This is a genomic window from Nocardia donostiensis (assembly GCF_002081715.1).
GTDB lineage: Bacteria > Actinomycetota > Actinomycetes > Mycobacteriales > Mycobacteriaceae > Nocardia > Nocardia donostiensis.
This window is the reverse complement of the sequence record NZ_MUKP01000004.1, coordinates 139707-154883: the sequence shown is the minus strand read 5'-3', so window position 1 is coordinate 154883 and position 15177 is coordinate 139707. Positions and strand designations below refer to the sequence as shown.

Sequence of the window (15177 nt, the reverse complement as noted above, 5' to 3'; positions counted from 1 at the left end):
CCGCAACCGACCGCATTCCTAGCCGGTGTTCTCCGAAGTCGTGGTGGCCGGCGATCGTCGCGCGTTGGGATCGACATGGACCTGGCGGAACCCCTGGTCCAGCAGGGTTGGGCGGTCCGCCTTCCCGCCTGATCGCACCCACTCGCTGGACACGGCGTCGAGCACCGCGGTGGCTGCGTTGATGAGCAGGTCCGCGGTGTATGCGTCGGTATCTGCCCCTGCGCGGTTCTGCAGCGCTTCGCTGACGCGCCGCCGCCACTCGGTTCGTCGATGGTGGAGTCGTCCGACGAGCGTGGGCGTGGCCTCGATGAGCCGAAGGGTAGCGAGTACCTGCTCGCTGGCATGGATCTCACTCTGCCAGGTCCGGAGCACACGATGCAGCGACTCCCAGGCGTCCTCGCCTTCAGGCCGAGCCGCGATGTCGGCGACAACTTTCTCTCCGGTGAGGTCGACGCCATCGAAGACGACGTCTTCCTTGGTGGGGAAGTATCGGAAGAAGCTGCGCTTGGTCATCCCGGCTGCGCTAGCGATCTCTTCGACAGTCGTCTCGTCGAAGCCCTTCCGAGCAAACAGGTCCATGGCGACCTCGGCGAGCTCGGCCCGGACTGCTCGGCGCGTCCGTTCGCGCAGTCCTTCTTTCACGCACTCAGACTACTTAGTGACATCAGGTGTCTATAGTGTCACCGAGTGACAGGATGGCGAGTGGAGTGGTGTCCGTGGAAGGCAAGACCGTGCTGGTGACTGGGAGCACTGGAGGTATCGGAAAGGAGACCGCGCGAGCCCTGGCCGGACTGGGTGCCAGCGTCATCCTCGTCGGGCGCGACAAGGACCGCGCCAATGCTGCAGTGGAGGAGCTCCGCGGCTCCAGCGGGAATCGCCGCGTCGAAGCGATCACAGCCGACATGTCCCGGCTCCGCGATGTGCGCCATCTCGCCGAGGAGGTCAGCAACCGGACCGGTGGTGTGGACGTGTTGATCAACAACGCGGGCGCAACGCGATCTCACCGGATACTGACCGAGGACGGCCTCGAGACCGCGTTCGCGGTCGATGTGATCGCGCCGTTCTGTCTCACGCACTGGCTGATGCCGGCTCTGACGGCCGCTGCGTCGACTCGACAGCCGGCCCGGGTCGTCAATATCACCGGCGGCATCCCGAAGGGGCAGATCGACCTGGACAACCTGCAAGGGGAGAAGTCCTACGTCGCCTGACCCCACCGCTACTCCACTACTGTCAACGCGTGGAGATTCCCGACCTCGTCGATCTCATCTGGCTCTTCGAGGGCGAGCCGACACGAGAGTTCGAGGATCTCGAGTGGCCCGTCGGACTGCATTCGTTCCGGCTCACCCGTGGGACTCAGGCCGTCTTGTTCTCGCTCGACCCAACAGCGGGGGAGGCATATATCAGCCTCTGTGCATGTGGGCAGGAACATACTTACCTGGGCCGTCTTCGCCGGTTGGAGCGGTTGAGTGTAGACCGAGGCCCGTCCGACTACGAAGGTCTGCGGCTCTGGCTCCCGGGGGACACGACCGAACCTCTCGCGCTGCAAACCAAACCTCGGATTCGGCTGGCATGGGACGTGAAACCTGTCGGTGCCTGGTAGTCCGCGAAAGGCACCGTCGTAAACAGGAACGAAATGGGAAAGGGCTGGTCAGCGGCGTCTCTGCCTGTCCTGGAACCGTCCGCCGACCATGGTAACCATGGCCGATAACGGATGTGCCTGTTGCTGCTGCGGCTGCTATGAGCATGGTGAGGTCGCGACGGTCGAAGCTCTCGCCGCATGTGTTTCCGCGCTGGGCGGGAAGCTGAAACTGTTGGCGGACATCGGGCGGCCGCCTCACCCTGGTTCACCGCACCGATCGGCCCGCATCCCCGCCGCGAAAGTCCTACTGGGGCAACTACGCATCGCCTTGGTGCGGAGCTGCTCGGACCGCTGGGGTGGACAACGGTGCGCCGCCGGCGATCACCGATGAATCCCGCTGCCCGCCAGAGCGAGGCGGCATGCCTCGGCGTAGCCGCGGACCAAGGGGCGGTGGTCGTCGCGGCGCCAGGCGAGGGCGAGTTCGCTGGGGGTGATGCCGCGGACCTCGCGGGCGACGATGCCGTCGTGGATCACCAGGGAGGCGTTGCCCGCGGCCAGGAGGACGATGCCGTCGCCGCCCCTGACCGCCTCGTAGGTCTCCTCGGTGCTGGAGACTTCGCCACCGATGATCGGTGGGTGTCCGTCGCGCGCGTCCAGAGCGAGCCAGTAATCGCGCAGTGTGCCCGCGGATTCCGGTAAGGCGAGGAAGGGGTCGTCGAGGAGGTCGGCGAAGTCGACGGTCTCCTGTGCCGCGAGGCGATGGGTCTCGGGCAGCGCGACCAGTCGTGGTTCGTGGGCCACCACAATCCATTCGTAGCGGGCGGCATCGGTCAGCGGTAGCCAGACGTAGGCCACATCGGTGGTCGAATCGCCCAGGCCTGCCGTGGGATCCGCCCAGGCTACCTGGCGCAACACGGGTTTGGCCGACGGAAAAGCGGTGGCGAAGCGGGAGCGCACCGCGGGCAGCAGTCCGCGGCCGGGGCTGGTGCTGATCCCGATCACCAGGCTCGCCAGCTGGGCCGCCTTCGCGGTGTCAACCTCGGCCCGCGCCTGGTCCCACAGGGCCAGCATCCGCCGCGCGTGCGGCAACAGCGCCTCCCCCACGGGGGTCAGCCGCACCGAACGCCCGTCCCGCTCGAATAATCGCGCTCCCAGCTGACGCTCGAGCATGCGGATCTGCTTGCTCAGTGCAGGCTGGGAGACGAACAGCCCTTCGGCGGCCCTGGTGAAGTTCAGCTGCTCGGCGACCGCGACGAAGTACCGCAGCTCGCGACCGTGCACATCCATAACCATTGGATATCACAAAGAGTCTTGGACGCCGCGCCGGTGCGACCGCAAAGATCGACGACGAACCCACGAACGAGGAGACATGATGAGCAACCCGAAGATCTGGCTGGTGACCGGCGCGAGCAGCGGCTTCGGACGGGCGATCGCCCAGGACGCGATCGCCGCCGGTGACACCGTCGTCGCGGTGGCCCGACGCACTGCGGCGCTGGACGACCTGGTCGCCGCGTATCCGGACCAGATCGATACCGTCGCCCTCGACGTCACCGACACCGCGCGGATCGACGCGGTCGTCGCCGACGTCGTCGCCAGGCACGGCCGCATCGACGTTCTGGTCAACAACGCAGGGCGCACCCAGGTCGGCGCAGTGGAGGAAACCACCGATCGTGAGCTGCGCGACCTGTTCGACCTGCACGTGTTCGGTCCCGCGGCGCTGACCCGTGCCGTGCTCCCGCACATGCGCGCCCAGCGCCGCGGCGCGATCGTCATGATGAGCAGTGTCGGTGGGCGGGGATCCTTCGCCGGTTTCTCCGCCTACAGCGCGACGAAATTTGCCCTGGAAGGGCTGTCGGAGGCGCTGGCCGACGAGGTGCGCCCATTTGGGATCCGGGTGCTCGTCGTTGAACCCGGCGCCTTCCGCACCGGGCTGTTCGGGCCGGGCTCGGCCTACTTCAGCGCCGAGACCGATACCTACGCCGAGACCGTCGGTGCCACCCGCCGCATGGTCGAAAGCAACGACGGCCTCCAGCCCGGCGACCCGGCCAAGGCTGCCGCGGCCATCCGCACCGCGCTCGAGGCCGAGCGCACGCCGCTGCGCCTTCCCCTCGGCAGCGACTCGATCGACACCATTCTCGATCACCTCGATCGCGAGCGGACCGACCTCCTGGTGTGGGAAAAGGTCGCGCGCAACACCGAATTCGACCAGAACTGAAGTACCCCTCCAGTCCGAGCGGTCGCAGATCAAAGGAATTCCCGTGACATCGAACAAGTTCCGCCGTCTGTTCCCCACGGTGCTCGTCACCATCGCACTGCTCGGCACCGCCTGCGGGACGGCCGCCACCGAGTCCACCGTCGCCGAGACCGGCATCACGATTGCCGGCGCCGCTCCGGAGCACCAGGATCCCGGCCACGCCAGGCTCGATCAGCTCGTCGGCGAATGGAACGTCGAGAAGGCGACCTTCGTGGCGGGCGGAACACCCGACAACCCCTTGCGTGGACACGACCTGGTCTCCCGGTGGCGCTGGATCGGCAAGACCGGCAACAATTTCCTCGAAGAGGAGGTCGAGGGAATGCTGGGCGACCGGCCGTACTACCGGCTAGGCCACCTCGGTTATTCGACGGTAGACGATCGGTACGAGTGGTCGACCGTCGACAGTGTGTCGCCGATGATGATGACCTACCAGGGCGCCAAGGGCAGCGGCAGCGCGGCCGAGATCTCGATGACCGGTGACTTCACCGATCCCGGCCTCACCGGCGAGCAGAACATCGGCATGACCATCCCGATGCGCACTCTGATCAAGCTGGAATCACTCGACCGCACCGTCATGGAGATCTACTTCACGCCGCCGGGTGAGCCGGAACTGCTCGCGGATCGCGTCGTACTCACTCGGCGCAGGTGACCGAGGTGCATACTGTATTTCGTTGTGCTGGTGTGATGTTGGTCCTGCTGGAGGTTTCGGCATGAGTCAGGTCGACGGGTCGCCGCCGCACCCTCCTGGGCGGGCACTCTTTTCGACCTCGCCCGACGCTCCTGGATCGACCACGGCCGCTCCGGCGCCCCGCGCATCGTCGCCCAACTCAACGCCGTCCTCGGCCCCCAACCCTTGATCGACCAGGCCCGCGCCGCGATCCTCGGCTACTACGAGTTCAGCGGCCGCGCCGATCACATGGCCGCCGGCCTGCTCACCACCCCCGACCAGATCCGTTCCAGCATCAAACAATTCGAAGACCTCGGCGCCGACGAGACCATGCTGTACTGCTACGGCACCGACCCTGACCAGATCGACCGCTTCGCCGAGGTCGTGCTCTGAGCACCACCAGCTACCCCGGTAGACCGGGCTACCTGCCGGTTCGCCGCCATCCCACACGGGCGCACGACGGCGAGCGGGACACCGACTGCTATCGACGTCAGCATCGTCGACGCCGCCATAACGAATTACAGTGCGCCGGAGTAGAAACCCGTGAGCGCGACATGGCATCGCTGGGCGCCGCACAGGCGTTGATGGACGGCGCCGGCACCATCGTGGGCGCGCAGGCATACCGCCTGCATCGTCAGCGCTTCGACTTCAGCATGCCGATCGAGGTGGAGGTCGGCGTCGAAGAGTGGTCGGCTGTTCAGCAGCGGACGGCTGGTCATGCGGGGGCCTCGCGTTTGTGTAGCAGACGGCCGCGTGTCGACTCTGTGATCCTGCTCGACATGGCCGCAGGGCGCCAGCTGCTCCCTGCGATGCGGCCTGTCAACAGCCGATAGCTCCTCTGCGGACGACCACATCGAGGTGCGGGAACCGGACGGGCTCGAGCCGGTGAGGCCAGGTTCAGCGCGAGGATCGCGGTGTGCCGATGCCAGCCGAGCGCAGCAAAATGCCGACGGTTGCGTAAGTGCGGTCGAGGTCGATGGCGTCGGGGTTGATGCGCCACTGCTGGTGGATGCCCATAACCGCGCCGACCAGGACCGTGTCGAGGTCGTCGGCGTCCACGCCGTTGGGCAGATCGACCTGGAGGAGCCAGGAGCGGACTTTGGCGCGCAGTGCTTCGTGCAGGCTTGCGTACCACTTGTTCAGTGCCGAGCCGGGTTCCATGGCCTCGGCGATGAGCGTGACGAAGAGCTGTGTCGACGGGTTCCGGGTGAACGACACGAGCGCGCGCAACGCCTCGTCGAGGGTGCTGGGTCCGAGTGTGTTCGTGTCGTCGGCGCGGAGGTCGGCCACGACGTGTTCGACGACCGCGCCGAGCAGGCCCTCCTTGTTGCCGAAGTGCCAGGGGATCGAGCCGCGGCTCACCCCGGATCGCGTTGCGATGTCCTCGAATGTGGTCTGCCGATAGCCGCGCTCGGCGAACAGTTCGGCGGCCGCTTCGACCAGGAGCCTGCGGCTCTCTTGGGTCATCTCCGCCCGTCGGGTGGCCCGTGAAGACTTCACGGTCAGGCAGTCTACCCATGGCTGGCGGGCCACTGGCTGTACATGTAACACTTTCTATGTTGATTAACACAGGAGGCGATGATGAAGTGGGACACCTACCGGTCTGAGCAGGGAGACCGGGTCGGTGTCGTCGAGGGCGACGACATCCACGCGCTCGCGCGGGGCGCCGATCTGGTCGACCACCTGGGAGAGAACCGTTGAGCCCGCTCACGATGCTCCGCTGGGCGAGCGCAATCATGATCACGCTCGGCGTCGGTCACCTGGTGATACTTGTGCTCACGGCAGGGCAACACATCGGCACGTGGGTCGGCCGGGGTCTGTGGTCGACTGTCCCGTTCCTGGATCGAGACGCGGCGTCGGTCGACGATGCGGTCACGTTCTGGTCCGGACCCGGTGGCTTCGCCGTACCCCTGATCCTGCTGGGCTGCCTGCTGTGGCATCTCGCGAAACGCGGTGTGCCTATACCCGCCGGGATCGGCTGGGTACTGATGACATGGGGCCTTCTCGACGGTGTCCTACTCGGACCGTCCCCCTTCTTCGCCGCGATCGTTCCCGGTGCGTTGATCGGGTTGGCGGCACGCAAACACGCCGTCGAGGAAAAGGTTCCGGGACCTCGGCCGCGGCGTGATCTGCGACGCCATGAAGGTGTGGAGACATCATCCTGACGATCGGTCTCGCCCGCCACGGCGGGGGATACCTGTCCTGTGCCTCGGTGTTTCCGTGGGCAGGGCTGTGTTCGCCGCCTGGGCTTCCGCCGCCAAAGCATAGGTTCACGGCCGGCTCCGGCCGGCCAGATGGATTTCGCGCGATGGGGACCGTCAGGCACGGACCGGGTTTCATCAGGCTGTGGCGTCGAGCCGTGAGTGATCAGTTCGGCGAGTTGTCAGGTTGCGGTTCGTGGAATTCGGTCCCGCAGGCGAGTTCGGTGGCCATCAGTGTGTCCCGGAGGTCCTCGAGCGCTGGGCACACGGACAGGGCTCGAAAGTATGAGATTTCGGCCGGTTCACGCCGAATCCGAGTACCGTCCCGTTGATGAGAAAACCCCTTCCGATGCAGGTCGGAAGGGGTTTCATGGTCGGGCTGACAGGATTTGAACCTGCGACCACTTGACCCCCAGTCAAGTGCGCTACCAAACTGCGCCACAGCCCGTTGTGGCCCTGTCGGGCCGCTCAGAGAGATTACCTCAGTAGGCTTCGTAAGGGCGAATCGGCAGCTCAGGGGCGGTTTGTGTGGCTGCGTGGGGTGTTGCAGCGAGGCCGGGTTGTGGTGATCTGAGGTGGGGCGGAATGGTTCGATAGTCTGGTCCGAAACCGCTCCCGTGCAGGTGTGGATCTGCTAACCTTCCGTACCGACCGGTGTGTCGGCATTTCTGGTGGGAATGTTTGTGCGTGCAGGCTTGCTGGAAGAAGGTCCTGTACCTTGCGTAGCTGCCGGGGATATGAGCTGTAGAAAAACCTGCAGCCTACCAACTCGTTGGTATACAAAGTAACCTCATGGGGTTGGAGCCGCCCTCGGGTCGCCGGGTCGACAGGAGAAGGTGCTCACGGCGTAATGGAGAGAGGCATTGTGGCGAGAGAACCGAAGACCACCGAGAGCAGACAGGGCGGGCGCCGGGGGCGTGCGCCCACCGGTGATCGGCAGGCGTTGATCGACAGCGCGGTGCAGCTGTTCGAGCGGAGTGGGTACGACCCGAGTGCAGTTCAGAGCCTTGTCGAAGCGGTCGCGAACTCCAAGAAGCCGGCGAGTACCGGCGGGAGGCAGAACAGTCGTCGTGTTCGCGACCCCGAGGGTGCGCGCCGGGCGCTGCTCGAAAGCGCGGTCCGGTTGTTCGAGCAGAAGGGTTACGCGGCCACGTCGGTGCAGAGCATCGTCGAGGGTGCGGAGCTGACCAAGGGCGCCTTCTATCATCATTTCGAAAGCAAAGAGGACCTGCTGCGCAGGGTGCACGACGAGTTCATCAATTACCAGCTCGGCCGTGCGCGCAATGTGCTGGCCGATAGTCAGCAGTCCCCTGAGCAGGTACTGCGACGACTCGTCGCGGAGGCGCTGCTGGAACCGATGTCGATCTACAAATCCGAGATCGCGGTGTTCCTGCAGGAGCGGCGTTTCCTGTCCGGCGAGGTGTTCGCCGAGATCCAGCACAAACGTGACGAATTCGAGCAATATTTCGTCGACGCGATCGACGCCGGTATGCAAGCGGGTGTATTCCGAAAACTCGGCCCGCCTCGGCTCATCGCGTTCGGAATCATCGGCATGGGCGCCTGGACGCATGTATGGCTCGACCTGAGCGGGCCGGTGTCACCGCGGGAGATCGGCGATATCTATGCGGAGATTCTGCTGAATGGCCTGATGGAATCCGCAACCGATCACGAGTGAACGATGCGGCGCCGCGCACTGTCCCGTCCCTCGGTCGTCCTCGCCGTAGGGGGCCGTTCAACGAGGTAAGTTCCGCCTGGCGATACCGGGGTAGTGGAGGCCAGAGAGCCGAGAGCGTCGTGCACAGATCGGATCCTGGGCTCGTTCGCTGAAGGCAGGTCTGTCTCAGCAGGGCCGGGTAACAGCTGCACCGTCAGCGCATCGGTCGCCCAGGCCTGCTACTCGTCGGAGGCGGTCTGGGCTTATCGAGCGTTCAGGGAATCGATCGCAGCCTGAAGCTGGGTGGTGGCGTCAGCGGCGACGCCGCGTAGTCCGGGTTCCTCGGTCACCGCGACCATCACCTCGGGGTTCATCGCCTCGACGACGATCGTGTTCTGGGTGGAGGTGTCGGTGCGCACCACGACGTTGCAGGGCAGGAGCAATCCGATTTGCCGGTCCACACCGACTGCGCGGTGCGCCAGCGACGGGTTGCAGGCGCCGAGGATCAGGTAGTCCTCCATATCCGCCCCGATTTTCGTTTTCAGGGTGGCTTTCATATCGATCTCGGTGAGCACGCCGAAACCGTGTTCGGACAGCGCTTGCCTGGTTCGGGTGACAGCGTCGTCGAAGGTGGTGTTCAGGGTGGTCGACAGTGCGACTTCCATGGTGCTTCCTTTCTTCTCGACGTTCGGATCGGAGCAGTTTTACCTGGTAATCCAGTCTCGCAGCCTGTCGGCAGCGATGGCGAACCCGCCGGGGCCGACTGTTCAGGCCCTTGCGTGCGTCGGTACGCCGGGTTCGTCTGCGAGTATCGGCCGGGGCCGGTACGCGGCGACGATGTGGTCCTCACGCGGCCACATTCGCACTGCCAGAACGATCCCGCCGCCGGCGAGCACGGCCAGTGTCAGCCAGGTGATGGTGAAACCGGTGGCGGTGCTCAGCCATCCGGTGAGCGGGTAGGTGATCAGCCAGGCCAGGTGCGAGAGCGAGAACTGAGCGGCGAAGAGCGCGGGTCGGTCGGCAGGTTGTGAGGAGCGGCGCAGCACCTGCCCGGTCGGGGTGAGCACGGCCGCTGTCCCCGCGCCGACCATTGCCCACACCACGAACGCGGCGCCCCAGCGCCAGTCGCCGTCGCTTGCGGTCGACAGCGCGATGGCCGCTCCGAGTCCGGCGAGCAAGGTGGCCGCACCCGCCAGCATCACCGGGCGCGTGCCGAGGCGTTCGAGGACTCGTGGCAGGGTCAGCGCGACGAGCATGGTGCCCGAACCGTTCGCGGCCAGCAGCGCCGCCACCCCGGACTGGGTTCCGCCGAGCGTGTCGCGCACGTAGTTGACGGTGTTGACCATGACGACCGCGCCTGCCGCCGCGACCACCAGGTTCAGGCCGAGCAGTCCGCGCAGCCGCGGTGTCGCGGCGAAGATCCGCATGCCCACGCTGATCCGTTCTCCGAAGGTGCTCTCGGTGACCGTCCTCGCGTCGGGGATGCGGGTGGTGATCACCAGGGCGGCCGAGACCGCGAAACCGATGGCGGTACCGACGAACAGCCAGTGGAAGCTGATCACGGCCAGTGCTGCCGCTGCCAGCATCGGGCTCAGCAGCGTCTCCATGGTGGCGGCCAGTTGGGCGGCCGACAGCGCTTTGGTGTAGTCGCGTTCGTCGGGCAGGATGTCCGGGATGACGGCCTGGTAGGTGGGGGTGAACGCGGCCGAGGCGGTCTGTAATACCGCGATCAGCACATAGATCTGCCAGATCTGGTCGATGAACGGCAGCGCAAGCACCACCGCAGCTCGGATCGTGTTGAGTCCGACCAGGAATAATCGGCGCGGGAAGCGATCGGCGTAGGCGGCCACGAGCGGCGCTACGGTCACATAGACCAGCATTTTGATGGTCAGCGCGGTGCCGAGTACGGCGGCCGCATCGGCGCCGGCGAGCTCGTAGGCGAGCAGTCCCAGGGCGACGGTGGTCAGTCCGGTGCCGAACAGGGCCGATACCTGGGCGGTGAACAGGCGCAGATAGTCGCGGTGGGTGAACAACGAGGTGAACATCTTCGAACAGCTTTCTGGGAGGGGTGGGGCGGGGCGCGGGCCGATGGACAACGGCAGTCGCACATGAGGTCTCCTCGGTGTGTTCGCGGGGTGGCAGGGTTCGCCTGATGGTCAGTGCTGGTGGGCTGTGCCGGCGGGCAGGGTGAAAGCGGCTGTATGAACGACCCCTTCGTGCTGGAAGTCGAGGAACAGGCGGTAGACCCCGGGCCCGGGTGTAACGGCGTGGAAGGTGATGTCGGGGCCTGGGGCGGTGATGCCGTCACCGGGTTCTCCGTTGGGGTGCACGTGCACGTAGGCCAGGTCACCACTACGGAGGATGATCAGGTGCCCGAAGGCCCCGAGGTAGGGCTGCAGGTCGGTGACCGGGGCGCCGTTCTTGCGCACGGTGAGGGTGAGCAGGCGCCCGGCACCGGCGATCAGATCGCCCTGCAGTTCGACCTCGTAGTCGTCGACGACAGTGGTGCGGGCCGGTGCGGGAATCGGTTCGGGAGCATAGGTACCGGCGACGGCCAGATCCGCGCCGAGAGTGATGCTGTGGCCGAGCTCGCGCGGGGCGATATCGGTGAAGACCCGGTAGGAGCCCGCATCGGGCAGGTTCAGTCGCACCGACCAGGTGCCGTCGGCGGCCCGCTCCGGGTGGACGTGCCAGAAACCGGTCAGCTCACGCTTGGCGACGATCAGGTGCAGTTCCCTGTCGTGGCTGGGGGCGTAGTCGGTGACCGGCCGCTGGTCTGGGCCGATGATGCGGAACCGGAAATCGATCTCGCCTGCCGCGGCGACAGGTTCCTGCAGTTCCAGCGAGTACCCGTCCTGCGTGATCAGCAGCCCCTCGGGGAATGCGGGAGCGCCGTGTCCGGCGTGGCCCGCAGCGGCGTGCCCGGTGTGCCCGTGCTGCGTTTCGTGGCCGGCGTGCTCGCCGTGGCTCGGATGGTGGCTGTGGTCATGGTTCGAGGTGTTCATTGTTGCGCTCTTCCTTTCGTCATGGGTGGGACTAGACGAAGTTATACCCCCAGGGGGTATAGTGCAAGTTGTGTTCCGGTGGCTCTGGACACAACGGTGTCGAATATCGCTCTGCCGCACATCGGCGGCTTCGGTCTGGATGACGCCGACCTCGATTGTCGACGCCGGCCGGTTGTGCCGGGACCGACACGCTGCTCATTGCTGCACAGTCGCCAGGATGAGGGCGCAGCAAACGCGGCGTCGACTCCAGGTCCGGCCCGGGTCTCGCGCTGGTGGAATGCGGCGAGAACGTGTCCCCATGCTTGGGGCTACCGGTGGACCGCGTCACAGGATCCCCGCAAAGATGGATGCCGGTAGTAGATTGTCGGCCAAACGTTTTCGATCTTGCTCAGCCGGTAACGCAGAGAGCGCAACTGCCTGCAGCGCCGGGCCGGGAAGAAAGGAGGTGGTGCAGATGAACAGAACGGCCGAACGTGCCGATGTGCGGCGAGCGGGCATCCGGGAACGCGTATCTGTGCCACCCGCCGGTAAGGTTCCGTCCCGCCTCTCCCGTTCCAGGGGCGGTGCGCGATGACCCTCGTCGCTCGCCTGAGGCGCGCTCCGGTGATGGCAGTGCTGCTGGCGGTGCTGACCCTCGTCCCGACCATCGATTGTGCGCTGCTCGGCGAAGGCGGGCACATACACGTCGGCATGGGGGCGGCGGTGGCGGCCGACGGTGCTCACCATCATCACCCGCACGCGCTGGGCGGTCATCTCGCCGACCACTGTGATCAGCACATGCTCCATTGTGTGGTGAAGTCGGTGCTTCCCGCCGGGACAGGAAGCCTGCTGTCTTTGCTGTGGCTGATCCTGCTCGGGACGGCCGCGATCGTCGCCGCCGCCCTGCTGTTCATCAACGCTGGAGGGGTCCGGGCCCCACCGGTCGCCGGGCTACCCACTCGGAACGGACAGGACATTCTCGCCCGATTCTGTATCGCCCGACGCTGATCGGTCAGCGCCAGGTCGACGTGTCGTCTCGTCGGCCGGTGCTCGCCTACTCACCGTCTTCACCGCCCATGGTGGCGGTTCGGATACAGAAAGCGACAACGATGAACAACGTCGTGTACGGCACGCCTGCCGAGACAATTCCGGAGGCGCCCGCCGCGCCGGTCCCCGTGCGGGAACCGGGCGCTCTGGTCGGCAATACCCCGGTCCTGTGGGTGGGTGCGCCGTTGGCGCCCGCCGGCCGGGGATTCTGGGCGAAGCTGGAGGGTTTCAACCCCGGGGGGATGAAGGACCGGCCCGCCCTGCATATGGTGCGGCGCGCGAAGGAGCGGGGCGAGCTGGCCCCGGGCGGGCGCATCATCGAGTCCACGAGCGGCACTCTGGGGTTGGGGTTGGCGTTGGCCGGTTCGGTCTACGACCATCCGGTCACCGTGGTCACGGACCCGGGGCTGGAACCGATTGTTGCGCGCATGCTTGCCTCCTATGGGGCGCAGGTCGACCTGGTGGCCGAGCCGCATCCCCACGGTGGCTGGCAGCAGGCGCGCCGTGACCGAGTGGAGGAATTACTGGCCTTGGACCCGGGCGCCTGGAGCCCCGACCAATACAACAACCCCGATAATGTCGACGGCTACGAGCCGTTGGCATTGGAGCTGATACGGCAGTTGGGGACGGTGGATGTGCTGGTATGCGCGGTCGGTACCGGCGGCCACTCGTCCGGTGTGGCGCGGGTGCTGCGCCGGTTCAACCCGGAGCTGACGTTGATCGGTGTCGACACCATCGCATCCACGATCTTCGGTCAGCCCGCGGCTCCGCGACTGATGCGAGGCCTGGGTTCGAGTATCTTCCCGCGCAATGTCGACTACAGCGCATTCGACGAAGTGCACTGGGTGGCGCCGTCGGAAGCCGTCTGGGCCTGCCGGACACTGGCCAGGCGGCATTACGCAACCGGTGGCTGGAGTGTCGGCGCGGTGGCGTTGGTCGCGGGCTGGGCGGCAGGCAGATACGCCGAGGACACGCGGATCGCGGCGGTGTTCCCGGATGGGCCGCAACGCTATTTCGACACCGTCTACAACGACAGCTACTGCCATGAGCACGGCCTTCTCGACGCCGATCCGCCGACCGCACCGCAGGTCATCGCCCACCCGGCCGACGAGGTCGTTCGCTCGTGGACGCGATGCACCACCGTTGTCGACCCACAGGCTCTGGTACCGGCAGGAGATCGTAGGTCATGACCGTGCTCAGGCAGTTTCGTAGTTTCGACCTCGCCGCCCGATTGCTGATGGTCAACCAGTTCGGCATCAACCTCGGGTTCTACATGTTGATGCCGTATCTGGCCGGCTACCTGGCCGGTCCGTTGGGGCTGGCGGCCTGGGCGGTCGGTTTGGTGCTGGGTATGCGCAACTTCTCCCAGCAGGGCATGTTTCTGATCGGCGGCACCCTGGCCGACCGGCTGGGATACAAACCGTTGATCGTCGCGGGCTGTCTGCTGCGGACCGGCGGTTTCGCCTTGCTGGCGTTCGCGACATCGCTTCCGTGGCTGTTGATCGCTTCCGCCGCTACCGGTTTTGCGGGCGCACTGTTCAACCCCGCTGTGCGCGCATACCTGGCGGCCGATACCGGGGAACGCCGGGTGGAGGCGTTCGCCGTGTTCAACATCTTCTATCAGGCGGGCATCCTGGCCGGGCCGCTGGTGGGTCTGGCCTTGATGGTCCTGGATTTCCGGGTGACCGCGGCTGCCGCGGCGGTGGTGTTCGCGGCCCTGACGGTGGCGCAGCTCTTCGCCCTGCCTGCCCGCCACAGCGAAACAACGACCGAGCACACCTCGGTGCTCGAAGATTGGCGCACAATCGCGCGGAACCGCAGGTTTCTCTGGTTCTCGGTGGCGATGATCGGCTCGTATGTGCTGTCGTTCCAGGTGTATCTGGCGCTGCCACTGCAGGCGGAGTATGTGGCGGGTGAACACTCGCGTGTGCTGGTGTCGGCGTTGTTCGTGGTCTCCGGCGTCGTGGCCGTGGCAGGGCAGCTGCGGATCACCGGCTGGTTCCGGGCGCGCTGGGGGACCGGGCGCAGCCTGGTGGTGGGGATGACGATCTTGGCTGTCGCGTTCGTGCCGTTGCTCGCTGTTCCCGGGCCCGGTCGCCTCGGTACCGCCGCTGCGGTCGTCGCGTTGTTGGTGGCGACGGCGGTACTGGCGGTGGGCACCGCGGCGGTATTTCCGTTCGAGATGGACACGGTTGTATCCCTGGCCGACGGGAAGCTGGTGGCAACCCATTACGGGTTCTACAACACCATCGTCGGTGTCGGCATCCTGGCCGGAAATCTCGCCACCGGCGCCGTGGTCGGGGCGGCACGCGCTGCTGGAGCGGATTGGGCTGTGTGGGCCGGGCTCGGCCTGATCGGGGTCTTGGCTGCTGTTGCGCTGCACCGGCTCGACCGGAGGAGTGCCAGCGAAGGTGGCAACGGCAATGCCGAAGAAACCCTGTCGGGCCACCACCGAGAATCCGACCGGAACCCGCATCGGGATCTGACGCCTGACGGCCAGGTCTCGGTGGATGACCATCGTCTTCCGGGGGAGCCAGCGCGGGCCGGCCGGTCCTGAGCAAGCACGGTCCGCTGTGTCATGTGCTGAGGCGGGTGCCCGGATTCCGGGCACCCGCCTCGGTGTCGCGATCCGTGGAGAGTAGTGGGGCGGGTTTTCTCAGCCCGCTACCCGGTTCCGCGCCAATACGGACCACGTTTCCGTGTCAGCACGGTATTCGTCAGGCGCCGCAGAACCACCCTGCTCGGCAGGGGTGGTTGCCCGGTGGTCATGCTTGCCGACAAAGGTTCGCCA

17 protein-coding genes and 1 tRNA gene are annotated in these 15177 nt (G+C 66.1%); 11 read left to right on the top strand and 7 right to left on the bottom strand.

The window, feature by feature from the left end; all coding sequences use genetic code 11:
- Window positions 1-18 precede the first annotated feature (18 nt).
- Window positions 19-642: a TetR family transcriptional regulator gene (locus B0T44_RS04285; protein ID WP_217697470.1), complete on the bottom strand. Its 624-nt coding sequence runs from the start codon at window positions 640-642 to the stop codon at window positions 19-21.
- A gap of 74 nt (window positions 643-716) precedes the next feature.
- On the opposite strand from B0T44_RS04285, the gene B0T44_RS04280 reads away from it, so the two are divergent.
- Complete coding sequence (locus B0T44_RS04280; RefSeq protein ID WP_217697471.1) at window positions 717-1208, top strand: SDR family NAD(P)-dependent oxidoreductase; 492 nt, start codon at window positions 717-719, stop codon at window positions 1206-1208.
- A gap of 752 nt (window positions 1209-1960) precedes the next feature.
- Here the strand turns inward: B0T44_RS04280 and B0T44_RS04270 are convergent.
- Entirely contained in the window at window positions 1961-2866 is a 906-nt protein-coding gene (locus B0T44_RS04270) for a LysR family transcriptional regulator (RefSeq protein WP_077116442.1), read from the bottom strand.
- 85 nt (window positions 2867-2951) lie between these two features.
- Between B0T44_RS04270 and B0T44_RS04265 the strand changes: the two genes are divergently transcribed.
- The 4 genes from B0T44_RS04265 (at window position 2952) to B0T44_RS04250 (ending at window position 5333) form a co-directional block, all read left to right on the top strand.
- Complete coding sequence (locus tag B0T44_RS04265) at window positions 2952-3794, top strand: oxidoreductase (RefSeq protein ID WP_217697472.1); 843 nt, start codon at window positions 2952-2954, stop codon at window positions 3792-3794.
- A gap of 43 nt (window positions 3795-3837) precedes the next feature.
- Window positions 3838-4482: a DUF1579 family protein gene (locus tag B0T44_RS04260; RefSeq protein WP_077116323.1), complete on the top strand. Its 645-nt coding sequence runs from the start codon at window positions 3838-3840 to the stop codon at window positions 4480-4482.
- 204 nt (window positions 4483-4686) lie between these two features.
- Complete coding sequence (locus B0T44_RS26940) at window positions 4687-4893, top strand: hypothetical protein (protein WP_175647987.1); 207 nt, start codon at window positions 4687-4689, stop codon at window positions 4891-4893.
- 161 nt (window positions 4894-5054) lie between these two features.
- Window positions 5055-5333, top strand: a complete 279-nt coding sequence (locus B0T44_RS04250; protein ID WP_077116324.1) for a hypothetical protein — start codon at window positions 5055-5057, stop codon at window positions 5331-5333.
- Window positions 5334-5397: 64 nt separating this feature from the next.
- Here the strand turns inward: B0T44_RS04250 and B0T44_RS04245 are convergent, their stop codons facing one another.
- On the bottom strand, window positions 5398-6000 hold the full coding sequence (locus tag B0T44_RS04245) for a TetR/AcrR family transcriptional regulator (protein WP_254854178.1): 603 nt from the start codon (window positions 5998-6000) through the stop codon (window positions 5398-5400).
- 78 nt (window positions 6001-6078) lie between these two features.
- Between B0T44_RS04245 and B0T44_RS27815 the strand changes: the two genes are divergently transcribed.
- Both B0T44_RS27815 and B0T44_RS04240 read left to right on the top strand, forming a co-directional pair.
- A complete protein-coding gene (locus B0T44_RS27815; RefSeq protein ID WP_254893654.1) occupies window positions 6079-6201 on the top strand; it encodes a hypothetical protein in 123 nt (40 codons plus the stop codon).
- Window positions 6198-6665 (top strand): DUF6463 family protein, encoded by a 468-nt coding sequence (locus B0T44_RS04240; RefSeq protein WP_175647988.1) that lies wholly within the window; start codon window positions 6198-6200, stop codon window positions 6663-6665. Before B0T44_RS27815 ends, B0T44_RS04240 begins: the two co-directional genes overlap by 4 nt.
- Before the next feature lie 407 nt (window positions 6666-7072).
- Here the strand turns inward: B0T44_RS04240 and B0T44_RS04235 are convergent.
- Window positions 7073-7149, bottom strand: a tRNA-Pro gene (locus B0T44_RS04235).
- 417 nt (window positions 7150-7566) lie between these two features.
- Between B0T44_RS04235 and B0T44_RS04230 the strand changes: the two genes are divergently transcribed.
- Window positions 7567-8376 carry a TetR/AcrR family transcriptional regulator gene (locus tag B0T44_RS04230; protein ID WP_254854179.1) on the top strand — a complete coding sequence of 270 codons (810 nt, stop codon included), beginning with the start codon at window positions 7567-7569 and terminating at the stop codon, window positions 8374-8376.
- A gap of 242 nt (window positions 8377-8618) precedes the next feature.
- On the opposite strand, the gene B0T44_RS04225 is transcribed toward B0T44_RS04230, so the two are convergent.
- The 3 genes from B0T44_RS04225 to B0T44_RS04215 all read right to left on the bottom strand — a co-directional run bounded on the left by B0T44_RS04225 (window position 8619) and on the right by B0T44_RS04215 (window position 11360).
- The gene (locus B0T44_RS04225; protein WP_077116327.1) at window positions 8619-9020 is read right to left on the bottom strand and encodes a DUF302 domain-containing protein; all 402 of its coding nucleotides are present in this window, start codon (window positions 9018-9020) and stop codon (window positions 8619-8621) included.
- Between the two features lie 102 nt (window positions 9021-9122).
- Entirely contained in the window at window positions 9123-10400 is a 1278-nt protein-coding gene (locus B0T44_RS04220) for an MFS transporter (protein WP_081511561.1), read from the bottom strand.
- A gap of 111 nt (window positions 10401-10511) precedes the next feature.
- The gene (locus tag B0T44_RS04215; protein ID WP_077116328.1) at window positions 10512-11360 is read right to left on the bottom strand and encodes a DUF8832 domain-containing protein; all 849 of its coding nucleotides are present in this window, start codon (window positions 11358-11360) and stop codon (window positions 10512-10514) included.
- 606 nt (window positions 11361-11966) lie between these two features.
- On the opposite strand from B0T44_RS04215, the gene lpqS reads away from it, so the two are divergent.
- From lpqS to B0T44_RS04200, 3 genes are all read left to right on the top strand, one after another.
- On the top strand, window positions 11967-12347 hold the full coding sequence (gene lpqS, locus B0T44_RS04210) for a putative copper homeostasis (lipo)protein LpqS (protein WP_077116329.1): 381 nt from the start codon (window positions 11967-11969) through the stop codon (window positions 12345-12347).
- Between the two features lie 101 nt (window positions 12348-12448).
- Window positions 12449-13576, top strand: coding sequence for a PLP-dependent cysteine synthase family protein (locus tag B0T44_RS04205; protein WP_077116443.1), 1128 nt, complete (start codon window positions 12449-12451; stop codon window positions 13574-13576).
- Window positions 13573-14943 carry an MFS transporter gene (locus B0T44_RS04200; protein ID WP_081511559.1) on the top strand — a complete coding sequence of 457 codons (1371 nt, stop codon included), beginning with the start codon at window positions 13573-13575 and terminating at the stop codon, window positions 14941-14943. Before B0T44_RS04205 ends, B0T44_RS04200 begins: the two co-directional genes overlap by 4 nt.
- The last annotated feature ends 234 nt before the right edge of the window (window positions 14944-15177 follow it).